Source organism: Pseudonocardia sp. OZ21 (assembly GCF_059359135.1).
In genome coordinates, this window is sequence record NZ_JCADBN010000004.1 from 429,760 (window position 1) to 450,319 (window position 20,560).

The following is a 20,560-nucleotide window of genomic DNA, read 5'->3' on the forward strand; positions in this document are numbered from 1 at the left end:
GTCCCTACCGTCCCCCCATGACCGAGAAGGCGATCTGCCCTGTTCCGGAGGGCTACACCACCGTCACGCCATGGATCATCGGGCGCGACACCGCGGGCCTGATCGAGTTCCTGCGGGAGGCGTTCGGGGCCGAGGAGATCGAGCGGCTGGCCGGACCGGACGGTGTGATCGGGCACGCCGAGGTCCGGATCGGCGACGCCGTGGTGATGATGTTCGACGGGCGCCCCGAGTGGCCCGACACGCCGGCGTTCCTGCGTCTCTACGTCCCCGACGGCGACGCGGTGTTCCGGAGGGCGCTCGCCGCCGGCGCCACGGCCGTGACGGAGATGACCGAGCTGTTCTGGGGTGACCGGGTGGGGCGGGTGCGTGACCCGTTCGGCAACCTCTGGTGGATCCAGACACGGGTGGTGGAGGTGGACGCGCAGGAGGCGGAACGCCGGGCCGGGGAGCCCGGGTTCATCGCGGCGATGGAGTACGTCCAGAGCAGCACGCTCGTGCCGACGGCGTGATCAGAACAGCCTGGCGAGTGCGGTCTCCAGGTCCGGGAGCCCGGAGAGGTCGAGGCGGAAGTGCTCCTCCAGCACGGCGCACACCGCGGCCGGGCTCTCGAGGGTGCGCCGCTCCGTCGGGCCGTGGAGGTGGTGCACCGCGAAGCCGGTGCCGTTGAGGGCGTAGCGCCGGTCGGTGTCGGGACGGGCGGCCATCACACCGGCGAGGAAGTGCGACGCCGGGTGGTGCCCGAGGTACCAGTTGCTGATGTCGTAGTCGGCCGGGTGCTGCGGGGTCAGGTCGAACCGGTACAGCGGCCGCCACTCGGCACCGACCCGGGCCTGCATCACGAAGTCGTCGCCGTCGGCCAGCAGACGGAACGGCTCGTGCGGGGTGGGCTGCTCGACGTCCGGTTCGATCGCCAGCACGCCGGTGAGGGTGAGCCCCCCGAAGCCGACGTCGACGACGTGCGGCCCCTCGGGCAGATCGACGCGCAGCAGCATGTGGCCCCGGGCCGGGACGGGGGCGTCGGCAGGTCTGCCCCACAGCACCCGCGCGGCGAGGCCGGTGGTGCGGTAGCCCAGCGCGTCGAGGGCTCCGCGCAGCAGGTGGTTCTGTTCGAAGCACCAGCCGCCCCGGCGGCCGGCCACGAGCTTCGCGGTCAGGCTCTCCTGGTCGAGCCGCACGTCCCGGCGGGTGAAGGGGTCGAGGTTCTCGAACGCGATCGACCGGCTGTGCGCCGCGACGATGCGGCGCAGGGTCGGGAGGTCGGGCCCGGTGACCTCGGGTGAGCCGATCCGGTCGACATACGCGGTCAGAGCCGGGGTTTCCAGGCTGGTGACGGTCATATGGATCATTGTGGGAGCCGCACCCGGGTTGTGGTCAACTGTTTGGTTCGAGCAACCACGGGTGCAGGTTCCGGTAGCCGCGGACGGCCAGCGGCCGCAGCGGGCGCACCGTGAAGCGGGGGTCGCCCGACAGCGCCTCGGCGACCGTCCGGTCGACGAGCACGGAGTCGGGGTGGGCGTGGGTGGTGAGCCGCGCGGCGATGTTGACGACCTCGCCGTACACGTCCCCGTACCGGACGAGGACGGGCCCGGCGGCCAGCCCGATCCGCAGCCGGGGGAGTGCGGGTTCGGCGCGCACGCGGCGGAGCAGGCCCAATGCGATCGCCGCGCCGTCGGCGATCTCGTCGGCGACGAACAGCACCTCGTCCCCGACCGTCTTGACGATCCGGCCGCGCCCGTCGGCGATCACCTCGGTGGTGCTGGAGCCGAACCGCTCGATCATCTCGCCGAGCTCGGCGGTGGAGCGGCGCCGGGTGGTGCGGGTGAAGCCCACCATGTCCGCGAACCCGACGACGAGCGGCCAGGTGTCGGGCGAGCCGTCGACGGACCCGGACGTCGCCAGCAGCCGGTCGACCGCGGCGGCGAGGTGGCGGCGCCACACGTAGGTCTGCAGCTCCTGGAGCGCCGGCACGACCGCAGCGGTGATCTCCAGGACCTGCTGCGCCGTGACCTCCTCCGGCCGGCTCTCGACGAGCCGTCTGACCAGGCCGACCTGCCACTCCGCGAGCCGCGACATCTGCTGGGCGACGGCTCGGGCGACCGCCTCCCGGACGTCGGGTTCGAGCACGCCCGCCTCCGTGAGGCCGGACATCAGCTGCGCCGCGTCGATGTCGGGCTGGGTGAACAGGACGGCGTCGTCGGCCACCTCGGCGAATCCGAGCGAGCGCCACAGCCTGCGGCCCTCCTCGTGGTCGAGCCCGGCGGCCGCGCTCACCTGCAGCCGCGTGTAGCGCCGCGGCGCTCCGAGCACGACCTCCTCGAGCGCTTCGTCGAGAGGGAGGTCGGACCGGCCGACCGGCTGCCGTCCGCGGAGCAGCCGGGCGATGCCCGCCAGCCACCCGCCGTCGGCCCCGGCCACGTCAGGTGGTGTGGACGATGAGCACGTCCACGCCTGCGCGGCGCGCGACGTCGGAGGGGACGGAGCCGAGCAGCCGCCCGCTCAGCGTGTTGAGCCCGCGGTTCCCGACGACCAGCAGGTCGGCGTTCGCGTCGGCGACCGCCTTGCGCAGCACCTCGACCGGTGCGCCGTCGGCCGCGACCGTGCGGACCCGGCCCGCGCCCGCGGCGAGGGCGCGCTCCTCGGCCGACCGCAGAGTCTCCTCCGCCGGGGTCCAGCCCCGCACGAGGTAGGCCTCCTCCTTGAGGATGTCCTCGGCCTGGGCGGTGTCGTCCCGGCCCGCCGGGGTGTAGGCGCAGACGATGACGAGCTCGGCGTTGCTGTCGCCGGCCACGGCGGCGGCGCGGTCCACGGCGGCGAAGGAGGTGGCTGAACCGTCGGTGCCGACGACGATGGTGCGGTAGGCGGACATGGGTGCCTCCGTCTGGGGGAAACGTCGGCCGTGAGGTTACCGCCGGTAGCCGGAGCGACCGCCGCCCGGTTCCCCCGTCACCGGGCCCGGGCGGCCTCGTCGGGCGCGGCCGGAGCAGGTGGACGCAGTGCGGGCCCCACCAACCGCCTGCGCAGCTGCCAGTCGGCCCGGCCGAACAGCGCGTTCATGGTGGCCACCATGCCGCGCAGATCGTCACGCCCGGTGAGGTAGGCCCACCGGTGCCGTTCCGGCAGGCCGAGGAACACCTCGAAGAACCCCGGCACCTCGGCGGCCGGCATCCGCAGCAGGGCCTCCAGCCCGATGCGGCGCAGGCGGTGGACGGCACGGGCCGCGGGAGGCCAGAGGGTCGCCTCGGCCGCGGCCAGCGCGTGGCGAGGGCCGGCCGGGAGGTGGGCGGCGACGGCGTCCGCCACCGCCGGCGCGAGGGTGAGCGAGGTCGCCACGCTGAACCCGGTGGCCGGATGCACCAGCGGGGCCGCCGCGCCGAAGCCGAGCACCCCGGGCGTCCGGTGCCGTGGCGAGTCGACCGGGAAGCGCACGCGTTCGACCGGCGCGTCCGCCTGCGGGGTGACGCCGTGGGCCGCCAGCCGGGCGAGCAGCCTGCGCCGCAGCACCGGCACGGGGAGTGCGGGTCGCCGCGCCAGCGAGGTCTCCTCGAGCAGTACCGCGCCGCCGCCGAGCGGGACGGCGTAGAGGAACGTCGGCCAGCCCGGCTCGCCGTGGTCGCGGCGCCAGTCCATGAACAGCGCCGTACCCGGGGCGACGACGGGGCCGGCGGCCGACTCGTCGACCACGACCCCGTAGGCCGTCTGCTCCGCCGACGGGCGCTCGTGTCCCGGCTCGGGCGCCGTCCGGAGCGGCTGGCGGCGGCCACCGGCGTCGACGACGACCGCGGCGCCGACGTGGCGGCCGTCCGCGAGCGCGACGGTGCCAGGGGCTGTCCACCCCGTCACCCGCCCGGCCGTGACGGTGACGCCTGCGCGGGCGAGCCGGGAGTCGAGGTGCGCCCGCAGCGCGGGGACGTCCAGCACGGCGTAGTCCCAGCCCAGGTCGTGGTGGGTGAGTGCGGTCGCCCGCCCCTGCACCTTCGCGGCGACGACCGACGCGGGCAGGGCAGCCGGGAGCTCGTCGGCCCAGCAGCCGTAGGTCACCCGCCACGGCGCGGCGGGCGCCGGATCCAGCAGCACGGTGCGCAGCCCGCGGAGGCCGCACTCCGCGGCCAGTGCCCGACCGGCGGGACCGCCGCCGACCACCAGGACGTCCGTTGCGGGGCGGGGCACGGGCCCGTTCTACCGGTACGGGCGGCCATTAGCCTGCTGCGGTGACCGATCAGGGGGCGCTCGCTCCAGGAGCGACGCCCGGACGAGGCCCGGCACCCGTCGGGACGGGCGCGGTGGCGGCAGCCGGCGCCGTGGACCACACGGCGCGCGTGGCCCGGCGTTCGCGGACGGCGGAGACCGGTGCGGCACTGGCCCGCAGCCCGTTCCGCGTCGACCGGGACCGGATCGTGGCCTCGCCGTTCTTCGCCCGGCTCGCCGGGGTGACCCAGGTGGTCAGCCCGACGGGCTCGGGCCTGCTGGTCCACAACCGGCTCACCCACAGCCTGCAGGTGGCGCAGGTGGCCCGGGCCATCGCCGAACGCCTGACGGGCGACGCGGCCGCGGCGGCCGTGGTCGACCGGCTGGGCGGCCTCGACGCCGATGTCGTGGAGGCCGCGGCGCTGGCCCACGACCTCGGACACCCGCCGTTCGGGCATCTCGGGGAGCAGGTGCTCGACCGGCTCGCCCGCGGGCGACTCGGGCTGCCCGACGGGTTCGAGGGCAACGCGCAGAGCTTCCGCATCGTCACGACGATCGACCTGCACGGCCCCGGCGGCACGGGGCTGGACCTCACCGCCGCGGTCCGCGCCGCCGTACTGAAGTACCCGTGGTCGCGGCTGGGCCACCCCGATCCGCACCCGAGCGCGGCCGCACTGCCGCCGCGCGGTGCCGGCCCGTTGCCGGGGGCGCCGGAGGCAGGGTCGGCCAAGTTCTCCGCGTACTCCACCGAGCTGGACGACCTGCGGGCGAGCCGCGCGGCGTTCGGCCAGGTCGGGCCGTGGCAGCAGACGGTCGAGGCGGCCGTGATGGACATCGCCGACGACATCGCCTACGCGATCCACGACGTCGAGGACTTCCACCGGGTCGGCGTGCTGCAGCAGGCCGGGGTGGCCGGCGAGCTCCGCGGGTGGCAACGGGCCGGTGCCGCGGCCGGTCCGGACCGTCCCGGGGGCGCCCTGGAACGGTTGCGCCGCCGGCTGCGCGACAAGGACGGCTGGGCCTACGAGGACGACGCGTTCGCCGCCGCCGTCGAACGGGTGCGGGCCGAGTTGGCGGACGGCCTGCTGGCCGCGTCGTTCGACGGGTCGATGGCGGCCGAGCGGGCCGTCGCGGAGTTCTCCGCCCGCTGGACGGCCCGCCTCGTGGGCGGGGTGCGGGTGCTGTCCGACCCGCCGGTCCGCTCGGCTCACGTCACGCTGGCCACCGAGCAGTGGCACGAGGTGGCGGTGCTGAAGTTCGTGCACCGCCGGTTCGTGCTGGAGCGCGCCGACCTCGCCTCCCACCAGCGCGGACAGGCCACCGTGCTCGCCGGGCTGGTCGGTGCGCTGCACGACTGGCTGTCCCACGACGACGACGAGACGCACAAGCCCCCGCGGCTGCGCGACCTCGTGGAGCTCGCCCGTGGTGAGTTCGCCGCGCTCGTACCCGCCCCGGACGTGGACCGGATGGCCCGCGGCCGCGCGGTGGTGGACTACGTCGCGTCCCTGACCGACGGCCAGGCCAGCGCGCTGCTCGACGTGCTGACCGGCCGCTCCGCGCGGCTCTGGACCGACGCGGCTGTGCTGTAGGGGAAAGCCCCCGGCGGGGTCAGCCGGAACCCAGCGAGCCGGTGGCCAGGATCCCCCCGTCGATCCGCACGGTCTCCCCGGTGATCCACGACGCCGCGTCGGACACCAGGAACCCGACGAGCCGGGCGATGTCCTCGGGCTCGCCGAGGCGCTTCAGCGGGTAGGCGGCGCTGACCTTCTCCTCGCCCTCCGCGTAGAGCGCGGTGGCGAACTTCGTCTTCACCACCGACGGCGCCACGGCGTTGACGCGGATGCCCGGCCCGAGCTGCCATGCCAGCTCCTCGGTGAGCCGGATCAGCGCGGCCTTGGACGCGCCGTACACCGGGATCGCCCCCGTGGAACGCAGCCCCGCTGTGGATGCGAGATTGATCACCACGCCACCGTTGTCGCGCATCCACGCCCGGTAGGCCAGCTGCACGAACGCCAGCGCCGCGACCACGTTGGTGTCGAAGATCTTGCGGACCGCACCCAGGTCGGCGTCCATGAGGGAACCGTAGATCGGGTTGATGCCGGTGTTGTTGACCAGGATCCCGAGGCTGCCGAAGGCCTCGACGGTCTTCGTGACCGCCTCCTCGCGTGCCTCCTCGGAGCCGGCGTTGCCCGCCACCGCCAGCACGCGGGAGGCGTCGCCACCAGCGGCGTCGGCGACCAGCTTCTCGGCGGCGGCGGCGAGCTCGTCGGGCTTGCGTGCCGTGATCGTCACCGAGGCGCCGCGGGAGAGCAGCTCGCCTGCGATGGCGAACCCGATGCCTCGGCTCGCACCGGTGATGAGGGCGGCCCGGCCGGACAGGTCGGTGAGATCGGTCATGCGCGGCACCCTACTGACCGAATCCGCTCGTGCCGGTCGGTACTCTGGGTGCGTGGTCCGGACCGAGTAGCGAAGCAGTGGCTCTCCCTGCCCGCGCACGCCCTCTTCCGGACCTCCTGGAGTTCTCCTCGTGATCACCGCTACAGACCTGGAACTGCGGGCCGGGTCCCGCATCCTCCTGTCCGGCGCCAACCTGCGTGTCCAGGCGGGCGACCGCATCGGGCTCGTCGGGCGCAACGGCGCGGGCAAGACCACGTCGATGCGGGTGCTGGCGGGCGAGGGCGAGCCGTACGGCGGCACGGTCGGCGCCAACAGCTCCGTCGGATACCTCCCCCAGGACCCTCGCGAGGGCGACCTGACCGTCACGGCGAAGGACCGGGTCCTGTCCGCCCGTGGCCTCGACGAGATGCTGCGGAAGATGGAGAAGGCCCAGACGGCCATGGCCGAGCTGGTCGACGGGGCGCAGAACGACAAGGCCGTGCGCGAGTACGGGCGCATCGAGGAGCGGTTCTCCGCACTCGGGGGGTACGCCGCCGAGAGCGAGGCCGCCCGCATCTGCGCCCACCTCGGCCTGCCCGACCGCGTGCTCCACCAGCAGATCGCCACCCTCTCCGGCGGCCAGCGCCGCCGCGTGGAGCTGGCGCGCATCCTGTTCGCCGCGTCCGACGGCGGCGGCGGGGGAGCGCCCAGCGCCACCACGCTGCTGCTGGACGAGCCCACCAACCACCTCGACGCCGACTCGATCACCTGGCTGCGGTCCTTCCTCGCCGCCCACGACGGTGGTCTCGTGGTGATCAGCCACGACACCGAACTGCTGGCCGCCGTCGTCAACAAGGTGTGGTTCCTCGACGCCACGCGCGGCGAGGTCGACGTCTACAACATGGACTGGAAGCGCTACCAGGAGGCGCGCGCCACCGACGAGAAGCGCCGCCGTCGCGAGCGCGCCAACGCCGAGAAGAAGGCGGCCGTGCTGCACACACAGGCCGCGAAGATGGGCGCCAAGGCCACGAAGGCGGTGGCCGCCAAGAACATGGCGCGCCGCGCCGACCAGATGCTTGCGGGCCTCGAGCCCGAGCGGAAGAACGACCGGGTGGCGAAGATCCGGTTCCCGGACCCGGCGCCGTGCGGGCGCACCCCGCTCACCGCCGAGGGGCTGAGCAAGGCGTTCGGCTCGCTGGAGGTGTTCACCGGCGTCGACCTCGCGGTCGACCGGGGGGCCAAGGTCGTCGTACTCGGGCTCAACGGCGCGGGGAAGACCACGCTGCTGCGGCTGCTGGCCGGCACCGAGGCGCCCGACGCGGGACGCGTCCTGCCCGGCCACGGATTGCGCACGGGCTACTACGCGCAGGAGCACGACACTCTCGACCTCGATGCCACCGTGTGGGAGAACGTTCGGCACGCTTCTCCGGACACTCCGGAACAGCAACTCCGCACATTGCTGGGCTCGTTCATGTTCTCCGGCGACCAGCTCCAGCAACCGGCCGGCACGCTCTCCGGTGGGGAGAAGACCCGCCTCGCGTTGGCCGGTCTCGTCTCGAGTGCAGCCAACGTCCTCTTGCTCGACGAACCGACCAACAACCTCGATCCGGCGAGCCGAGAACAGGTTCTCGATGCTTTGCGTCGCTTCGCGGGCGCCGTCGTACTCGTCACGCACGACTCCGGTGCCGTGGAGGCGCTACACCCGGACAAGGTGATCGTGCTGCCCGATGGCACCGAGGATCTCTGGTCCGCCGAGTATCTGGAGCTCGTGCAGTTGGCCTGATCGGGGGATTTGCACCCCCGCGAGTACCACCCGATCGGACAAACTTATTCCGCGTGTCGTGTTGACCTGCGGTGATCCTCCGATCCGTACGGAGTCCCGAGTGCGCTCTCCTGAGCGACAAAGGGGTGGCGTGGGGGTGACAGTGAGGTGAGATCGGTGCGGCAATGATCACCCGTCCGCGTGGTCCGTTCGGCGGAACCGTTCACCGATCATCGAGTGGATCTCCTGGTTAGAGCTTCCATGGAGGACGATCATTGCGCGCACCGGGGGGCCGGGAACGAACCGCGCGCGGAAGTTCCGCCGCGGACAGAGGAGGAAACGGCCGTGGCCGACCTGAAGAAGGGTGCACGTATCACCGGCACCCAGCGCGACAAGCTCGCTACAGATCTCAAGAAGAAGTACGAGAAGGGCGCGAGCATCCGGGCCCTCGCTGAGCAGACGGGGCGGTCGTACGGATTCGTGCACCGGGTCCTGAGCGAGACGGGCGTTCCGCTGCGGGGTCGCGGCGGGGCAACGCGTACGAAGAAGAAGTAGAAGATCCGCTGCGGGCTAGCCTGCCCGCATGACGACAGCGGTGATGGACCCCGGTCTCCTCGAGCGCGGCGGGATCGTGCTCGACATCGACGGTTCGCGGGCGACGATCAGGCTCGCGCGACCCGAGGTGTTGAACGCGCAGATGCCCACCACGTGGGAGGCGCTTCGCTCGATAGGCGAGGCGCTTCCCGACGAGGTTCGAGTGGTGGTCGTACGTGGCGAGGGTCGGGCGTTCTCGGCCGGTCTCGACAAGCGCTTCTTCACGGCGCAGGAGATCGACGGAACGCCCGGCATCGCCGGCATCGCGACATTGCCCGACCGGGAAGCCGACGCGGTCATCGCCGGTTTCCAGGCCGGTTTCTCGTGGCTGCGGCACCCGGCACGGGTCACCGTGGCGGGGGTGCAGGGCCACGCGATCGGAGCGGGATTCCAGCTCGCGCTGGCCTGCGACCTGCGGGTGGTGGCCGACGACGTGCAGTTCTGCATGGCGGAGACCTCCTTGGGGATCGTCCCGGACCTCGGCGGTACCCACCCGCTCGTCCACGCCGTGGGCTACGCCCGCGCCGTGGAGATCTGCCTGACCGGGCGCCGGGTGGGAGCGGAGGAGGCGGTGGCGTCGGGGCTCGCACTGCGTGCGGTTCCCGTCGGGGAACTGGACGCCGAGGTCGACGCCCTCGTCTCCGCCCTTCTCACCGCTCCACCCGGGGCCGCCACCGAGACCCTCGGCCTGCTCTCCGGGGTGGCCGAGGGTCTCGACCCCGCAGACGCCCTCTCGGCCGAGCGGGCCGCGCAACTGCGCCTCCTGCGGGCCATGGTCCCCGCCGAGGGTTGATCCGGCGCGAGCGGGAGTAAACGGACGCCGTCGCGGCGTTGCTGCGCTGAGACAGCTTCTGTAACCGTGTAAGTAAGGGGGCCGCGGTGGACCGGGCCTGGGGGATGATGCGGGGCGTGGCCCGCGGCGTGGACGCGCCGACGTCGGTGAAGAAGGGCACGGTCCCGCGGATCTGGACCTTCGCCCGGCCCTACCGCCGGTGGCTGCTGGCCTTCCTGCTGCTGACGGTGGTCTCCGCGACCATCGGGGTGCTCACCCCGGTGCTGGCGGGACGCGTGGTGAACACCATCGTGGCCCGCGGTGACGTCTCCACGGCCGCGGGCACCGTGCTCGGCCTGGCCGTCGGCATCGCGGTCCTCGCCGTGCTGGAGGCGGTGGTCGGCCTGGTGTCGCGGTGGTTCTCCTCCCGCATCGGCGAGGGGCTGATCGTCGACCTGCGCCGCGCGGTCTTCGAGCACGTGCAGCGGATGCCGATCGCCTTCTTCACCCGCACCCGTACGGGCGCGCTCGTGAGCAGGCTCAACAACGACGTGATGGGCGCGCAGTCGGCGATCACGTCGACCCTGGCGTCCGTGCTGAGCAACGCCGTCCAGCTGGTGCTCGCCCTCGCCGTGATGATCAGCCTCGCCTGGCAGGTGACGCTGCTGGCGCTCCTGCTGCTCCCGGTCTTCGTGCTGCCGGCCCGCCGGATGGGCCGCACGATCGCCGACCTGCGGCGCGAGTCGGCCGACCTCAACGCCGGCATGAGCACGCAGATGACCGAGCGGTTCTCCGCGCCGGGTGCCACTTTGGTGAAGCTCTTCGGCCATCCGGGGTCGGAGGCCCGCGAGTTCGGCGAGCGGGCCGAGCGGGTGCGCGACATCGGCGTGCGTACCGCGATGGTCTCGCGGGTCTTCGTCACCGCGCTCTCGCTGGTGTCGGCGCTGGCCCAGGCGCTGGTCTACGGCCTCGGCGGCTACCTCGCGGTGACCGGTCAGATCGAGCCGGGCACCGTGGTCACCCTCGCCCTGCTGCTGACCCGCCTGTACACGCCCATGACCGCGCTCGCCAACGCCCGCGTCGACGTCATGACGGCGCTCGTGTCGTTCGAGCGGGTCTTCGAGGTGCTCGACCTGAGGCCGATGATCAGCGAGAAGCCGGGGGCCGTCACGTTGCCCGACGGGCCGGTCGGCGTGCGGCTGCGCGACGTCCGGTTCGGCTACCCGAGCGCGGAGCAGGTGTCGCTGGCCTCCCTGGAGGAGGTGGCCGTGCTGGACAACCGGGTCAACGAGGAGGTGCTGCACGGGATCGACCTCGAGGTCGGTCCCGGGCGGCTGCTCGCCCTCGTCGGGTCCTCCGGCGCGGGCAAGTCCACGCTGGCCTCGCTGGTCCCGCGGCTCTACGACGTCGACGCGGGCGCGGTCGAGCTCGCCGGGATCGATGTGCGGGACCTCACCTTCGCCGCGCTGCGCGGCGCGGTCGGCGTGGTCACCCAGGACGGGCACCTGTTCCACGACACCATCCGCGCCAACCTCCGCTACGCCTCGCCGGACGCCACCGACGCCGAGATCGTCGACGCGCTGCGCCGGGCCCGCCTCGGCGAGGTGCTCGCCACGCTGCCCGACGGCCTCGACACGGTGGTGGGGGAGCGCGGGTACCGGCTCTCCGGAGGGGAGCGGCAGCGGCTGACGATCGCCCGTCTGCTGCTGGCCAGGCCGCGGGTGGTGATCCTCGACGAGGCCACGGCGCATCTCGACTCCGAGTCGGAGGTCGCCGTGCAGGCCGCACTCGCCGAGGCGCTCGCGGGCCGCACCGCCATCGTGATCGCCCACCGGCTCTCCACGATCCGCGCCGCCGACGAGATCGCGGTGGTCGACCACGGGCGGATCGTCGAGCGGGGGACCCACGAGGAACTGCTCGCACTCGACGGCCGCTACGCGGTGCTGCACCGCACACAGTTCGCCGACGGTGCCGCCGACGCCGACGCCGCCGCCGACGCCGCTGCCACGGCCGCCGACGGGCCGGAGCCGGTCGGCGTTGAATGCGGCATCGAGGGCTGCACCGTGCGCCACCGGGAGGAGCACCTGGTCGGCTGACCGGTGCACGGCGTGGGGGAGGACACGTCCGGGCGGCGCGTTGACGAGGGACGATGGAGTTCTGGACGGATGAGTCGACGCCGACTGCAGCGCCCAAATCCCTGACGGTCCTCGGTCGGCGACGTGCAGCCGGGCTGGAGCACAACCATGATCATGATCTGCGAGCGCTGCTACGCGCCCATCGGCGATGGCGAGGCCGTGGTCCGCCTGGCCCACGTCGCGGAGGCCTATGCCGACGGCAGCATGGTGTGGCGGTACTCCTACGTCCACCCGGCAGGCGCCGTGGCGTGCGGTGAGACGCTTCCCCCCGACGCTCAGCGGCCCGACACCGGCGGCTGGAACCCGGCTCGGGGAATCGGCGGCGGGCGGGGCTGAACGGCGCCCACCGGGCCGTCAGCGGCGCCGGACCGCACCCTCCACGAGGTCGAGCACGCTACTGAGATGCTCGGCGGGCAGGCCCATCGACAGGTGCGAGACCAGGCCTTCCAGCACCAGTTCCAGATAACGGGCCAGTACGGGCACGGGGACGTCGTCGCGCAGCGTGCCGGCCAGCGCCTGGCGTTCGAGCCGTTCCTGCGTGGCGGCGGTGAGTGCCTCGGCGTGCGCCCGCCAGCGGTCGCGGAACCCCGGGTCGGTGCGTCCCCGGCGGGCGATCTCCAGGAACGTGCCCGTCCAGCCCGCGTCGATCCGCTCGGGTGAGGACAGCAGCTCCCGCATCACCTGCACCAGGCCCTGCTGGGCGACGATGTCCGTCATGCGCTCGGCGTCCTGTTCGGCGAGTGCGAGGAACAATGCGTCCTTGTCGCGGAAATGGTGGAAGATGGCGCCGCGCGACAGGCCCGTGGACTGTTCGAGCCTGCGCACCGTGGCTCCTTCGTAGCCGTGGCGGGCGAAGCAGGACCGGGCCCCGTCCAGGATCTGCTGGCGCCGCGCGGCGAGCTGATCGGCGCTGACGCGGGGCATCCGTCGAGGATAGCGAGAAGCCGGACGTACGTACGTCTTGGGAAGAGTCCTTACGGATCAGCAACGGCTGAGGGTCCGAGGACCTGAAATCGTCGGAGTCCGCGGGTAGCGTTCTCGGGCGTGGCTGAGAACGTGGGCATAGCGATGGTCTCGGCGGTGGGTGCTCCGGCCCCCGCCCCGCCCGACGCGGGCCCATCCGTCCTGCGCGACTGCGCCGATGCGGAGGCCTACGTAGCCTCGGTCTGCTTCAAGATCGGCCCACCTCGGCTCGTCGGGGTGGAGCTCGAATGGCTGCTGCACCGGCCGTCGGCTCCCGAGGTGCCGCCCGACATCTCCGCGCTGGTCACAGCGCTCGGGCCGCACACGCCCACCACGCTCGACCCGTCCTCGTCCGCCCTCCCGCTCCCGGCCGGCTCCGACGTCACCGTCGAACCGGGCGGCCAGATCGAACTCGCGAGCCGGCCCCTTCCCGATCTCGGGGGGCTCCTGCAGACCGTCCGCGCCGACGCCGACGCCCTGCACCGGATGCTCGCCACTCAGGGGCTCCAGCCCCACCTCCGCGCCGCCGACCCGCTCCGTCCGCCGGTCCGCCTGCTCGACGTTCCCCGCTACCGGGCCATGGAGCAGGCGTTCGACCGGCTGGGCCCGCACGGACGCAGCGCGATGTGTTCCACCGCCGCGGTCCAGGTGTGCATCGACTCGGGCGAGCAGCACGACGTCGCAGGTCGGTGGGCCGCGGTACACGCGTTCGGGCCGACGCTGCTGGCCGCGTTCGCCAACTCACCACTGATGCACGGCAGGCGCACGGGCTGGAAGTCCTCGCGGTGGGCGTCCTGGCAGCGGGCCGATCCGGCGCGCACGGTCCCGCCGCCGGTGTCCGACGTCACAGGGTTCGATCCGGGCGGGGCGTGGGCCCGTCGGGTGCTGGACACCACGGTGCTGGTCGTGCGCCGCGACGACGGCTGGCAGGTGCCCCACGGCATCACGTTCGCCGACTGGATCAAGGGTGCTCTCCCGGTGCCGCCCACCACCGCCGACCTCGACTACCACGTGTCCACACTGTTCCCGCCGGTCCGTCCGCACGGGCACCTCGAGGTGCGCTACGTCGACGCCCAGCCGGGGCGCCGGTGGGCGCTGCCCGTCGCTGTGATCGCCGCGTTGCTGTCCGACCCCGCCGTCACCGATCAGGCGCGGGCCGCGTGCGAGCCTGCGCAGGACCGCTGGGACGACGCCGCCCGCCACGGCCTGGCCGATCCGGTGCTCGCGCGGGCCGCCGGCGTCCTGTTCGAGCTGGCAGGCGCGCGGCTCCCGGCCCTCGGTGCACCGCCGTGGGTGACCCACGACCTGGGCGACATGACCGAGCGCCTGGTGCTGCGCGGCCTGTGCCCCGCCGACCACCACGCCAGGGCTTCCCTACCCGATCCCGCAGACGACAGCCCAGAAGACCGCGCACAGGACTGCGCCGACCATCCGGAGCCTCCGGAGGGAGAGACGTCATGACCGTCAGCGACCAGATCGCGTCCGACGCCGAACAGCTGCGCACCCGCGTGGCCGCACTGCTCACCGCGTCCCGTGCTCGCAGCACCGCGCTCACCGACGCCGTCGACGAGGCCGACCTCGTGGCCCAGCACTCGCCGCTGATGTCGCCGCTGGTGTGGGACTACGCCCACATCGGCAGCCAGGAGGAGCTCTGGCTGGTCCGCGACGTCGGCGGCCGCGATCCGCTGCGCCCCGAGATCGACGCGCTCTACGACGCGTTCCAGCACTCCCGCGCCAGCCGCATCGAGCTGCCCCTGCTCACCCCGGCAGAGGCCCGCACCTACGTGGCGGAGGTGCGCGACAAGGCCCTCGACGCCCTGGACCGCAGCCCGCTCACGGGGCGCAGGCTGCTGGAGCACGGGTTCGCGTTCGGCATGATCGTGCAGCACGAGCAGCAGCACGACGAGACCATGCTCGCCACCCACCAGCTCCGCGTCGGCGCTCCGGTGCTGCACGCGCCCGCCCCGCCCGCCGGGCGGCCGCTCGCCGCACGTGAGGTGCTGGTGCCGGGTGGCCCGTTCACGATGGGCACGTCCACGGAGCCGTGGGCGCTGGACAACGAGCGCCCGGCACACGTCGTGGAGGTCCCCGCGTTCGTCATCGACGCGGCGGCCGTCACCAACGGTGAGTATGCCGAGTTCATCGCGGCGGGCGGTTACGACGACCAGCGCTGGTGGAGCGAGGCAGGCTGGGCCCACCGCGTGCAGGACGGGCTCACGGCACCCCAGTTCTGGGAGCGCGACGGCTCGGGGGAGTGGTACCGGCGGCGGTTCGGTGTGCTCGAGCAGGTGGCCGCCGACGAGCCGGTCGTCCACGTCTGCTTCCACGAGGCGGAGGCGTACGCGCGGTGGGCGGGCAAGCGCCTGCCCACCGAGGCGGAGTGGGAGAAGGCCGCGCGGTTCGACCCGGCCACCGGTCGTTCGCGGCGGTTCCCGTGGGGCGACGAGGACCCCACCCCGGAGCACGCCAACCTCGGGCAGCGGTACCTGCAGCCCGCGCCGGCCGGAGCGTTCCCCGCCGGGGCGTCCCCGCTGGGCGTCCAGCAGCTGATGGGCGACGTGTGGGAGTGGACCAGCTCGGGCTGGCACCCCTACCCGGGATTCGAGGTGTTCCCCTATGCCGAGTACTCGCAGGTGTTCTTCGGGGGTGACTACCGGGTGCTGCGCGGCGGGTCCTTCGGCACCGACCCGGGGGCCGTCCGGGGCACGTTCCGCAACTGGGACCACCCGATCCGCCGGCAGATCTTCGCGGGCTTCCGCTGCGCGCGGGACGTCTCACCCGGCGAGTCGGCGTAGCGAGGCGTGTGCCGACATCTGGCGTACCTCGGGCCGCCGGTGACAGTGTCGTCACTGGTCCTGGAGGCACCCCACGGGCTGCTGCGGCAGTCCTACGCCCCCGCGGACATGCGCGGGGGCGGCACGATCAACGCCGACGGGTTCGGTGCCGGTTGGTACCCCGCGGCCGGAGCCGACGCGGTGCGCTACCGCAGCGCGGCTCCCCTGTGGTCCGACGCCTCCTTCGCGGCCACCGCGGGGGCCACGCGCTCGGGCGCCCTGCTGGCGGCCGTCCGGTCGGCCACGGTCGGCATGCCGGTCACCGACACGGCCGCCGCTCCGTTCGTCGAGGGCCGGTGGCTGTTCAGCCACAACGGCGTGGTCCGCGGCTGGCCGCAGTCGGTCGCCCCGATCGCCTCCGGTCTCCCCGCCGTCGACCTGATCACGCTCGACGCGCCGACGGACGCAGCGCTGCTGTGGGCGCTGGTGCGCCACCGGCTGCGCGCCGGCGCCGACCCGGCCGACGCACTGGCGGCCGTCGTCACCGGGGTGGCCGCGGCCGCGCCGGGATCGCGGCTGAACCTGCTGCTCACCGACGGGAGCGGGATCTGGGCCACGGCCTGGGACCACGCCCTGTCGGTGCGCACCACCCCCGACTCCGTGCTCGTCGCCTCCGAGCCGATCGACAGCTCCCCCACCTGGAACGCGGTGCCGGACCGGCACCTCGTGGTGGCCCGTCCGGGTCACCAGCGCGTCGAAGAACTGACGACATCGGGAGATTCATGAGCCCCGCCCTGCTCGACATCCACCTCACCGACGGAGACGCCGACGCCGCACTGCGCGCCGACGCGCGCGCCGGTCTGACGGCGGTCCCCAAACAGTTGCCTCCCAAGTGGTTCTACGACGCCCGGGGCAGCGAGCTGTTCGAGATGATCACCGAGCTGCCGGAGTACTACCCGACCCGCACCGAGCGGGCGCTGCTGGACCGCAGCGCCGACGAGATCGCGGTGGCCTCGGGTGCCGACACGCTCGTGGAGCTCGGGTCGGGGTCCTCGGCCAAGACCCGGCTGCTGCTCGACGCGTTCGCGCGGGCCGGGTCGCTGCGCCGGTACGTGCCGCAGGACGTCAGCGAGGCGGCCCTGCGCCAGGCGATGGACGCCCTCGCCGCGGAGTACCCGAAGCTCGAGCTCCACGGCGTGGTCGGCGACTTCACCAGCCATCTCGACCGCCTGCCGCGGGGCGACCGCCGGATGGTCGCGTTCCTCGGGGGCACCATCGGCAACCTGCGGCCCGTGGAGCGGGCGGCGTTCCTGCACCAGCTGCGCGCGGTGCTGCAGCCCGGCGAGCAGCTCCTGCTCGGCACCGGGCTGGTGATCGAGGAGGACGTGCTCGTCCGCGCCTACGACGACCCGGCCGGTGTCACGGCCGACTTCAACCGCAACGTGCTGCGCGTGCTCAACCGGGAGCTGGGCGCCGACTTCCCCGTCGAGGCGTTCGCCCACCGCGCGGTGTGGAACACCGAGCGGGAGTGGATCGAGATGCGGCTGGTGGCCGGGCGCGACATCACCGTCACGCTCGCCGAGCTCGACCTGCAGGTGCAGTTCGCGAAGGGCGAGGAGATGTGCACCGAGATCTCCGCCAAGTTCCGCCCCTCCGGGGTGCGCGCGATGCTGGCGGCCGCCGACTTCACGGTCACCCGCGTGTGGACCGACCCCCAGGACCGTTTCGCACTGACCCTCGCCACCGCCGCCTGACGACCCGGCGGAACTATGGAGCCGTAGTGCTGTTGGAGGGGGCCTCCGACAGCACTACGGCTCCTCCGTGCGATGTGCGCGCGGGGTTAATCTCGTGCGATGAGCGACGACGGGGCGTGGCGGACCAGCGGGGTGCGGGTGATTCCCGGGGATGCACTGGACAGCAACACCCCGCAGACGCCGGGTATGCATCGCGCGGCGGCGGTCACGCACGCAAGGGTGGGTTCGGAGAAGCTGTGGGCGGGCACGGTCACCATCCACCCGGGTGCCCGCACCGGCGCCCACCACCACGGTGAGCTGGAGAGCGTGATCTACGTGGTGCGCGGGCGGGCCCGGATGCGGTGGGGCGACAACCTCGAGTTCACCGCGGAGGCCGGTCCGGGCGGCTTCATCTTCGTCCCGCCGTTCGTGCCGCACCAGGAGATCAACGCGCTGGACGACGAGCCTCTCGAGTGCGTGCTCACGCGCAGCGGGCAGGAACCGATCGTGGTGAACCTGGACATCGAGGGCGTGAGCGAACCCGAGCAGGTGCTCTGGACGGACCCGGCGCACCCGGCGCCCTGAACGTGACCGGTATCTCGTGGCTCCTGACGGGGCCGGCCGGCGACCCGGCAGAGGTCACATCCGGAACGACAGGCCGCTGCGGAGGCTCCCGTATTGGGCCGTTCGGTCCTGTCGGCGCTGCTCCGAAGCGCCCGTGCCGGGCCGGACCGGCCGTTCCGGGCCGTTCGGTGCGGCCGGGAAGAACACCCCGAACCGTAGGCTGGGGCTGCTCGGGTGCTGCTCCCGACCGCCGGTGACGCCCGGCCCGGCGGCGGCCGGCGCGGGCAAGGGGGAGTGGTCACCTCGGCGCGCCGTTCGAGGGCGGGACGAGTGCGCGCACCCACTGGCCGGGGTCGCTGTGCGGGCGTGCCGACCTGACCAGGCGAACGAGGGGAGCGGGGCATGAAGCTGGTCGTGGGGATGACCGGGGCCACCGGTGCGGCGCTCGGTGTCAGGCTGCTCGAGGCGCTGCACGAGATGCCGGACGTGGAGACGCATCTGGTGCTGAGCCGGTGGGCGCGGGTCACGATCGAGCTGGAGACCCCCTACACCGTGCGTGAGGTCGGGAAGCTGGCCGACGCTGTCTACGGCCACGGTGACCAGGCCGCCCCGATCTCGTCGGGCTCGTTCCGGACCGACGGGATGGTGGTCGTCCCCTGCAGCATGAAGACCCTCGCCGGGATCCGCACCGGGTACGCCGACGGCCTGTTGCCCCGTGCCGCCGACGTCACCCTCAAGGAGCGCCGCAAGCTCGTGCTCGTCCCGCGCGAGACCCCGCTCAGCGAGATCCATCTGGAGAACATGCTCGCGCTGACCCGGATGGGAGCGGTGCTCGTGCCGCCGATGCCCGCCTTCTACAACCACCCCCAGTCCGTGGCCGACGTGGTCGACCACATCGTGTCGCGGGTGCTCGACCAGCTGGACCTGCCGGCTCCGGAGGCGCGCCGCTGGGCGGGGCCACCGCGCCAGGAGTCACCACCGCCCTGACCGAGCGTAGCTCCGCGGCCGGCTGTCAGGCGCTGTCTTCCCGCTCCTGGAGTTCCGCGAGCCGGCGGAACGCCTTGTCGACGGCATCGGGGAGGCGGAGCGGGTCGTCGATCACCTCGTCGTGGCCCAGCGCGTAGCAGACCGTGCCGATGTGGGCGGCCAGCCGCGCGGTCTGGGGGTCGGCCCCGTGCTCGATCAGCGCGGCGAGGCCCGCGTCGGTATACCCGCGTTCCCGCGCGAGATTGCACGACTGCAGCTGCGGGTGGGTGGCGATCAGCTGGTCGCGCACCGGGCTGTGGTGCACTGCCTCGCGTGCCTTCGCCTCGGCGAGGACGACCGCGGCGGAGTGGAAGGCGCGCACTGCGTTGCGCAGGGAACTGCCGAGCGGGGCCATCGGAGCCGCGGCGCGCCCGACAGCCTGCGCGAGGAGCAGGTGCATCCCGGAGTCGTCGTCGAACAGCACCTCCTGCTTGTCGGCGAAGTACCGGAAGAAGGTGCTGCGGCCCACCTCGGCGCGGGCGGCGATCTCGGTGACGCTGACCGCGTCGTAGCCGTGTTCGGCGAAGAGCTCCAGAGCGGCGTCCCGGATGGCCTGCCGGGTGCGCTGCTGCTTGCGCTCGCGGAGGGAGAGCGGCGCGGGGTCGGTCACGAGCGACGACTATAGAGCCGTGGCCCGAATGGGACTGTGTCCCAATCGGAACTGAGTACCAGTACGCTCGGCCGTCCGAAGTTCGAGAGTTCGAGTACCGCGAGGTCACGATGCGCTATGCAGGCCGTACCGCCCTGGTCACCGGGGCGTCTTCAGGGATCGGCGCGGCCTTCGCGCGCGAGCTCGCTGTCCGAGGCTGCAACCTGGTGCTGGTCGCCCGCCGGGAGCACCGGCTGACCGACCTGGCGGGCGAGCTGGAGCGGGCTCACGGCATCACAGCGCACGTCGTGGCGGCGGATCTGGCCCGGCCGGGCGCCGTGGCCGAGATCCGGAGCCGGACCGACGCGCTGAACGTGCGCGTCGACACGCTGGTCAACAACGCCGGCTTCGGCACCTATGGTCGCTACGAGACCATCGATCCGAACGCCGACCACGCCCAGGTGATGGTCAACGTCGCGGCGATCGTCGACCTGACGCATGCGTACCTGCCCGGAATGGTCGAGCGGCGCGACGGGGTGGTGATCAACGTGTCGTCGGCAGGGGCGTTCCAGCCCCTCGCCCACCAGGCCGTGTACGCGGCGTCGAAGGCCTTCACCCAGTCGTTCAGCGAGGCGCTGTGGGCGGAGAACCGGGAGCGTGGGGTGCGTGTGGTCGCCGTCTGCCCCGCGGCCACCGACACCGAGTACTACGACGTGCTCGGCAACGACGAGGAGGCCCGCTTCGGTCCCAAGGCCCCACCGCAGGGCGTGGTCGCCGCGGCCCTGGCCGCCGTCGAGAGGAACCGGCCGCTCGTCGTCGTCGGGCTGCGGTGGAAGCTCACCGCGCTGATGCCGCGCTTCCTGCCCCGCGCCACCATGGCCAAGGTGGGAGAGGGCATGACCCGTCCCAAGCAGCTGGCGTAACCGGCCCGCCCGCCCGCGGCAACGGCGCCGTGGGGGAGTGTCGGGTGTCCAGCCACCAGGTGCGTACCAGCATGATCGTTGCGCGATCCGCGTCTTCGCCCTCTGGAGGACCGTAAACCCGAATCTCGCTCTGATCAAGAGAACTGGTGTCAATCATACATTGA

The 20,560-nt window shown here is 72.9% G+C and carries 21 protein-coding genes; 14 read left to right on the forward strand and 7 right to left on the reverse strand.

Features of this window, described 5'->3' with window-relative positions; genetic code table 11:
• The first annotated feature begins 17 nt into the window (after positions 1-17).
• A complete protein-coding gene (locus AC5L35_RS11925; protein WP_495059641.1) occupies positions 18-509 on the forward strand; it encodes a VOC family protein in 492 nt (163 codons plus the stop codon).
• Here AC5L35_RS11925 and AC5L35_RS11930 read toward each other — a convergent pair whose 3' ends face one another.
• The 4 genes from AC5L35_RS11930 to AC5L35_RS11945 all read right to left on the reverse strand — a co-directional run bounded on the left by AC5L35_RS11930 (position 510) and on the right by AC5L35_RS11945 (position 4,167).
• A complete protein-coding gene (locus AC5L35_RS11930) occupies positions 510-1,337 on the reverse strand; it encodes an arylamine N-acetyltransferase family protein (RefSeq protein WP_495059642.1) in 828 nt (275 codons plus the stop codon). It abuts the gene before it with no gap.
• Positions 1,338-1,371: 34 nt separating this feature from the next.
• Positions 1,372-2,415: an adenylate/guanylate cyclase domain-containing protein gene (locus AC5L35_RS11935; protein WP_495059643.1), complete on the reverse strand. Its 1,044-nt coding sequence runs from the start codon at positions 2,413-2,415 to the stop codon at positions 1,372-1,374.
• 1 nt (position 2,416) lies between these two features.
• Positions 2,417-2,866 carry a universal stress protein gene (locus tag AC5L35_RS11940; RefSeq protein WP_495059644.1) on the reverse strand — a complete coding sequence of 150 codons (450 nt, stop codon included), beginning with the start codon at positions 2,864-2,866 and terminating at the stop codon, positions 2,417-2,419.
• Between the two features lie 77 nt (positions 2,867-2,943).
• Positions 2,944-4,167 carry a lycopene cyclase family protein gene (locus AC5L35_RS11945; protein WP_495059645.1) on the reverse strand — a complete coding sequence of 408 codons (1,224 nt, stop codon included), beginning with the start codon at positions 4,165-4,167 and terminating at the stop codon, positions 2,944-2,946.
• Between the two features lie 131 nt (positions 4,168-4,298).
• Here AC5L35_RS11945 and AC5L35_RS11950 point away from each other — a divergent pair, with 131 nt between their 5' ends.
• Positions 4,299-5,774 (forward strand): deoxyguanosinetriphosphate triphosphohydrolase family protein, encoded by a 1,476-nt coding sequence (locus AC5L35_RS11950; RefSeq protein ID WP_495059844.1) that lies wholly within the window; start codon positions 4,299-4,301, stop codon positions 5,772-5,774.
• Positions 5,775-5,793: 19 nt separating this feature from the next.
• Here the strand turns inward: AC5L35_RS11950 and AC5L35_RS11955 are convergent, their stop codons facing one another.
• The gene (locus AC5L35_RS11955; protein WP_495059646.1) at positions 5,794-6,582 is read right to left on the reverse strand and encodes an SDR family oxidoreductase; all 789 of its coding nucleotides are present in this window, start codon (positions 6,580-6,582) and stop codon (positions 5,794-5,796) included.
• 130 nt (positions 6,583-6,712) lie between these two features.
• On the opposite strand from AC5L35_RS11955, the gene AC5L35_RS11960 reads away from it, so the two are divergent.
• The 5 genes from AC5L35_RS11960 (at position 6,713) to AC5L35_RS11980 (ending at position 12,160) form a co-directional block, all read left to right on the forward strand.
• Positions 6,713-8,344, forward strand: a complete 1,632-nt coding sequence (locus AC5L35_RS11960; RefSeq protein ID WP_495059647.1) for an ABC-F family ATP-binding cassette domain-containing protein — start codon at positions 6,713-6,715, stop codon at positions 8,342-8,344.
• Between the two features lie 324 nt (positions 8,345-8,668).
• On the forward strand, positions 8,669-8,878 hold the full coding sequence (locus AC5L35_RS11965; RefSeq protein ID WP_169400030.1) for a helix-turn-helix domain-containing protein: 210 nt from the start codon (positions 8,669-8,671) through the stop codon (positions 8,876-8,878).
• Between the two features lie 28 nt (positions 8,879-8,906).
• On the forward strand, positions 8,907-9,710 hold the full coding sequence (locus AC5L35_RS11970; RefSeq protein WP_495059648.1) for an enoyl-CoA hydratase/isomerase family protein: 804 nt from the start codon (positions 8,907-8,909) through the stop codon (positions 9,708-9,710).
• A gap of 107 nt (positions 9,711-9,817) precedes the next feature.
• Positions 9,818-11,785: an ABC transporter ATP-binding protein gene (locus AC5L35_RS11975; protein ID WP_495059845.1), complete on the forward strand. Its 1,968-nt coding sequence runs from the start codon at positions 9,818-9,820 to the stop codon at positions 11,783-11,785.
• A gap of 147 nt (positions 11,786-11,932) precedes the next feature.
• Complete coding sequence (locus AC5L35_RS11980; RefSeq protein ID WP_495059649.1) at positions 11,933-12,160, forward strand: hypothetical protein; 228 nt, start codon at positions 11,933-11,935, stop codon at positions 12,158-12,160.
• 18 nt (positions 12,161-12,178) lie between these two features.
• On the opposite strand, the gene AC5L35_RS11985 is transcribed toward AC5L35_RS11980, so the two are convergent.
• Positions 12,179-12,748 (reverse strand): TetR/AcrR family transcriptional regulator, encoded by a 570-nt coding sequence (locus AC5L35_RS11985; protein ID WP_495059650.1) that lies wholly within the window; start codon positions 12,746-12,748, stop codon positions 12,179-12,181.
• Positions 12,749-12,868: 120 nt separating this feature from the next.
• Between AC5L35_RS11985 and egtA the strand changes: the two genes are divergently transcribed.
• The 6 genes from egtA (at position 12,869) to AC5L35_RS12015 (ending at position 18,845) form a co-directional block, all read left to right on the forward strand.
• A complete protein-coding gene (gene egtA, locus AC5L35_RS11990; protein ID WP_495059651.1) occupies positions 12,869-14,248 on the forward strand; it encodes an ergothioneine biosynthesis glutamate--cysteine ligase EgtA in 1,380 nt (459 codons plus the stop codon).
• On the forward strand, positions 14,245-15,582 hold the full coding sequence (gene egtB, locus AC5L35_RS11995; RefSeq protein WP_495059652.1) for an ergothioneine biosynthesis protein EgtB: 1,338 nt from the start codon (positions 14,245-14,247) through the stop codon (positions 15,580-15,582). The genes egtA and egtB overlap by 4 nt, the downstream gene beginning before the upstream one ends.
• Positions 15,583-15,588: 6 nt before the next feature.
• The gene (gene egtC, locus AC5L35_RS12000; RefSeq protein WP_495059653.1) at positions 15,589-16,347 is read left to right on the forward strand and encodes an ergothioneine biosynthesis protein EgtC; all 759 of its coding nucleotides are present in this window, start codon (positions 15,589-15,591) and stop codon (positions 16,345-16,347) included.
• Positions 16,344-17,315 (forward strand): L-histidine N(alpha)-methyltransferase, encoded by a 972-nt coding sequence (egtD, locus tag AC5L35_RS12005; RefSeq protein ID WP_495059654.1) that lies wholly within the window; start codon positions 16,344-16,346, stop codon positions 17,313-17,315. Before egtC ends, egtD begins: the two co-directional genes overlap by 4 nt.
• A gap of 99 nt (positions 17,316-17,414) precedes the next feature.
• On the forward strand, positions 17,415-17,879 hold the full coding sequence (locus AC5L35_RS12010; protein ID WP_495059655.1) for a cupin domain-containing protein: 465 nt from the start codon (positions 17,415-17,417) through the stop codon (positions 17,877-17,879).
• A 381-nt stretch (positions 17,880-18,260) separates the two neighbouring features.
• Complete coding sequence (locus AC5L35_RS12015) at positions 18,261-18,845, forward strand: non-oxidative hydroxyarylic acid decarboxylases subunit B (RefSeq protein WP_495059656.1); 585 nt, start codon at positions 18,261-18,263, stop codon at positions 18,843-18,845.
• Between the two features lie 25 nt (positions 18,846-18,870).
• Here AC5L35_RS12015 and AC5L35_RS12020 read toward each other — a convergent pair whose 3' ends face one another.
• Entirely contained in the window at positions 18,871-19,494 is a 624-nt protein-coding gene (locus AC5L35_RS12020; protein WP_495059657.1) for a TetR family transcriptional regulator, read from the reverse strand.
• 110 nt (positions 19,495-19,604) lie between these two features.
• Between AC5L35_RS12020 and AC5L35_RS12025 the strand changes: the two genes are divergently transcribed.
• Positions 19,605-20,396 carry an SDR family NAD(P)-dependent oxidoreductase gene (locus AC5L35_RS12025; RefSeq protein WP_495059658.1) on the forward strand — a complete coding sequence of 264 codons (792 nt, stop codon included), beginning with the start codon at positions 19,605-19,607 and terminating at the stop codon, positions 20,394-20,396.
• Positions 20,397-20,560 lie beyond the last annotated feature (164 nt).

What these genes read in the sequence shown, in the direction of transcription:
- egtB (WP_495059652.1), top strand. Translation starts at nt 14,245, where the DNA reads ATGACCGTCAGCGACCAGATCGCGTCCGACGCCGAACAGCTGCGCACC.
- AC5L35_RS11980 (WP_495059649.1), top strand. Translation starts at nt 11,933, where the DNA reads ATGATCATGATCTGCGAGCGCTGCTACGCGCCCATCGGCGATGGCGAG.
- AC5L35_RS11940 (WP_495059644.1), bottom strand. Translation starts at nt 2,866, where the DNA reads ATGTCCGCCTACCGCACCATCGTCGTCGGCACCGACGGTTCAGCCACC.
- AC5L35_RS11925 (WP_495059641.1), top strand. Translation starts at nt 18, where the DNA reads ATGACCGAGAAGGCGATCTGCCCTGTTCCGGAGGGCTACACCACCGTC.
- AC5L35_RS11955 (WP_495059646.1), bottom strand. Translation starts at nt 6,582, where the DNA reads ATGACCGATCTCACCGACCTGTCCGGCCGGGCCGCCCTCATCACCGGT.
- AC5L35_RS12015 (WP_495059656.1), top strand. Translation starts at nt 18,261, where the DNA reads ATGAAGCTGGTCGTGGGGATGACCGGGGCCACCGGTGCGGCGCTCGGT.
- AC5L35_RS11985 (WP_495059650.1), bottom strand. Translation starts at nt 12,748, where the DNA reads ATGCCCCGCGTCAGCGCCGATCAGCTCGCCGCGCGGCGCCAGCAGATC.
- AC5L35_RS11970 (WP_495059648.1), top strand. Translation starts at nt 8,907, where the DNA reads ATGACGACAGCGGTGATGGACCCCGGTCTCCTCGAGCGCGGCGGGATC.
- egtD (WP_495059654.1), top strand. Translation starts at nt 16,344, where the DNA reads ATGAGCCCCGCCCTGCTCGACATCCACCTCACCGACGGAGACGCCGAC.
- AC5L35_RS11975 (WP_495059845.1), top strand. Translation starts at nt 9,818, where the DNA reads ATGCGGGGCGTGGCCCGCGGCGTGGACGCGCCGACGTCGGTGAAGAAG.
- AC5L35_RS12010 (WP_495059655.1), top strand. Translation starts at nt 17,415, where the DNA reads ATGAGCGACGACGGGGCGTGGCGGACCAGCGGGGTGCGGGTGATTCCC.
- AC5L35_RS12025 (WP_495059658.1), top strand. Translation starts at nt 19,605, where the DNA reads ATGCGCTATGCAGGCCGTACCGCCCTGGTCACCGGGGCGTCTTCAGGG.
- AC5L35_RS11930 (WP_495059642.1), bottom strand. Translation starts at nt 1,337, where the DNA reads ATGACCGTCACCAGCCTGGAAACCCCGGCTCTGACCGCGTATGTCGAC.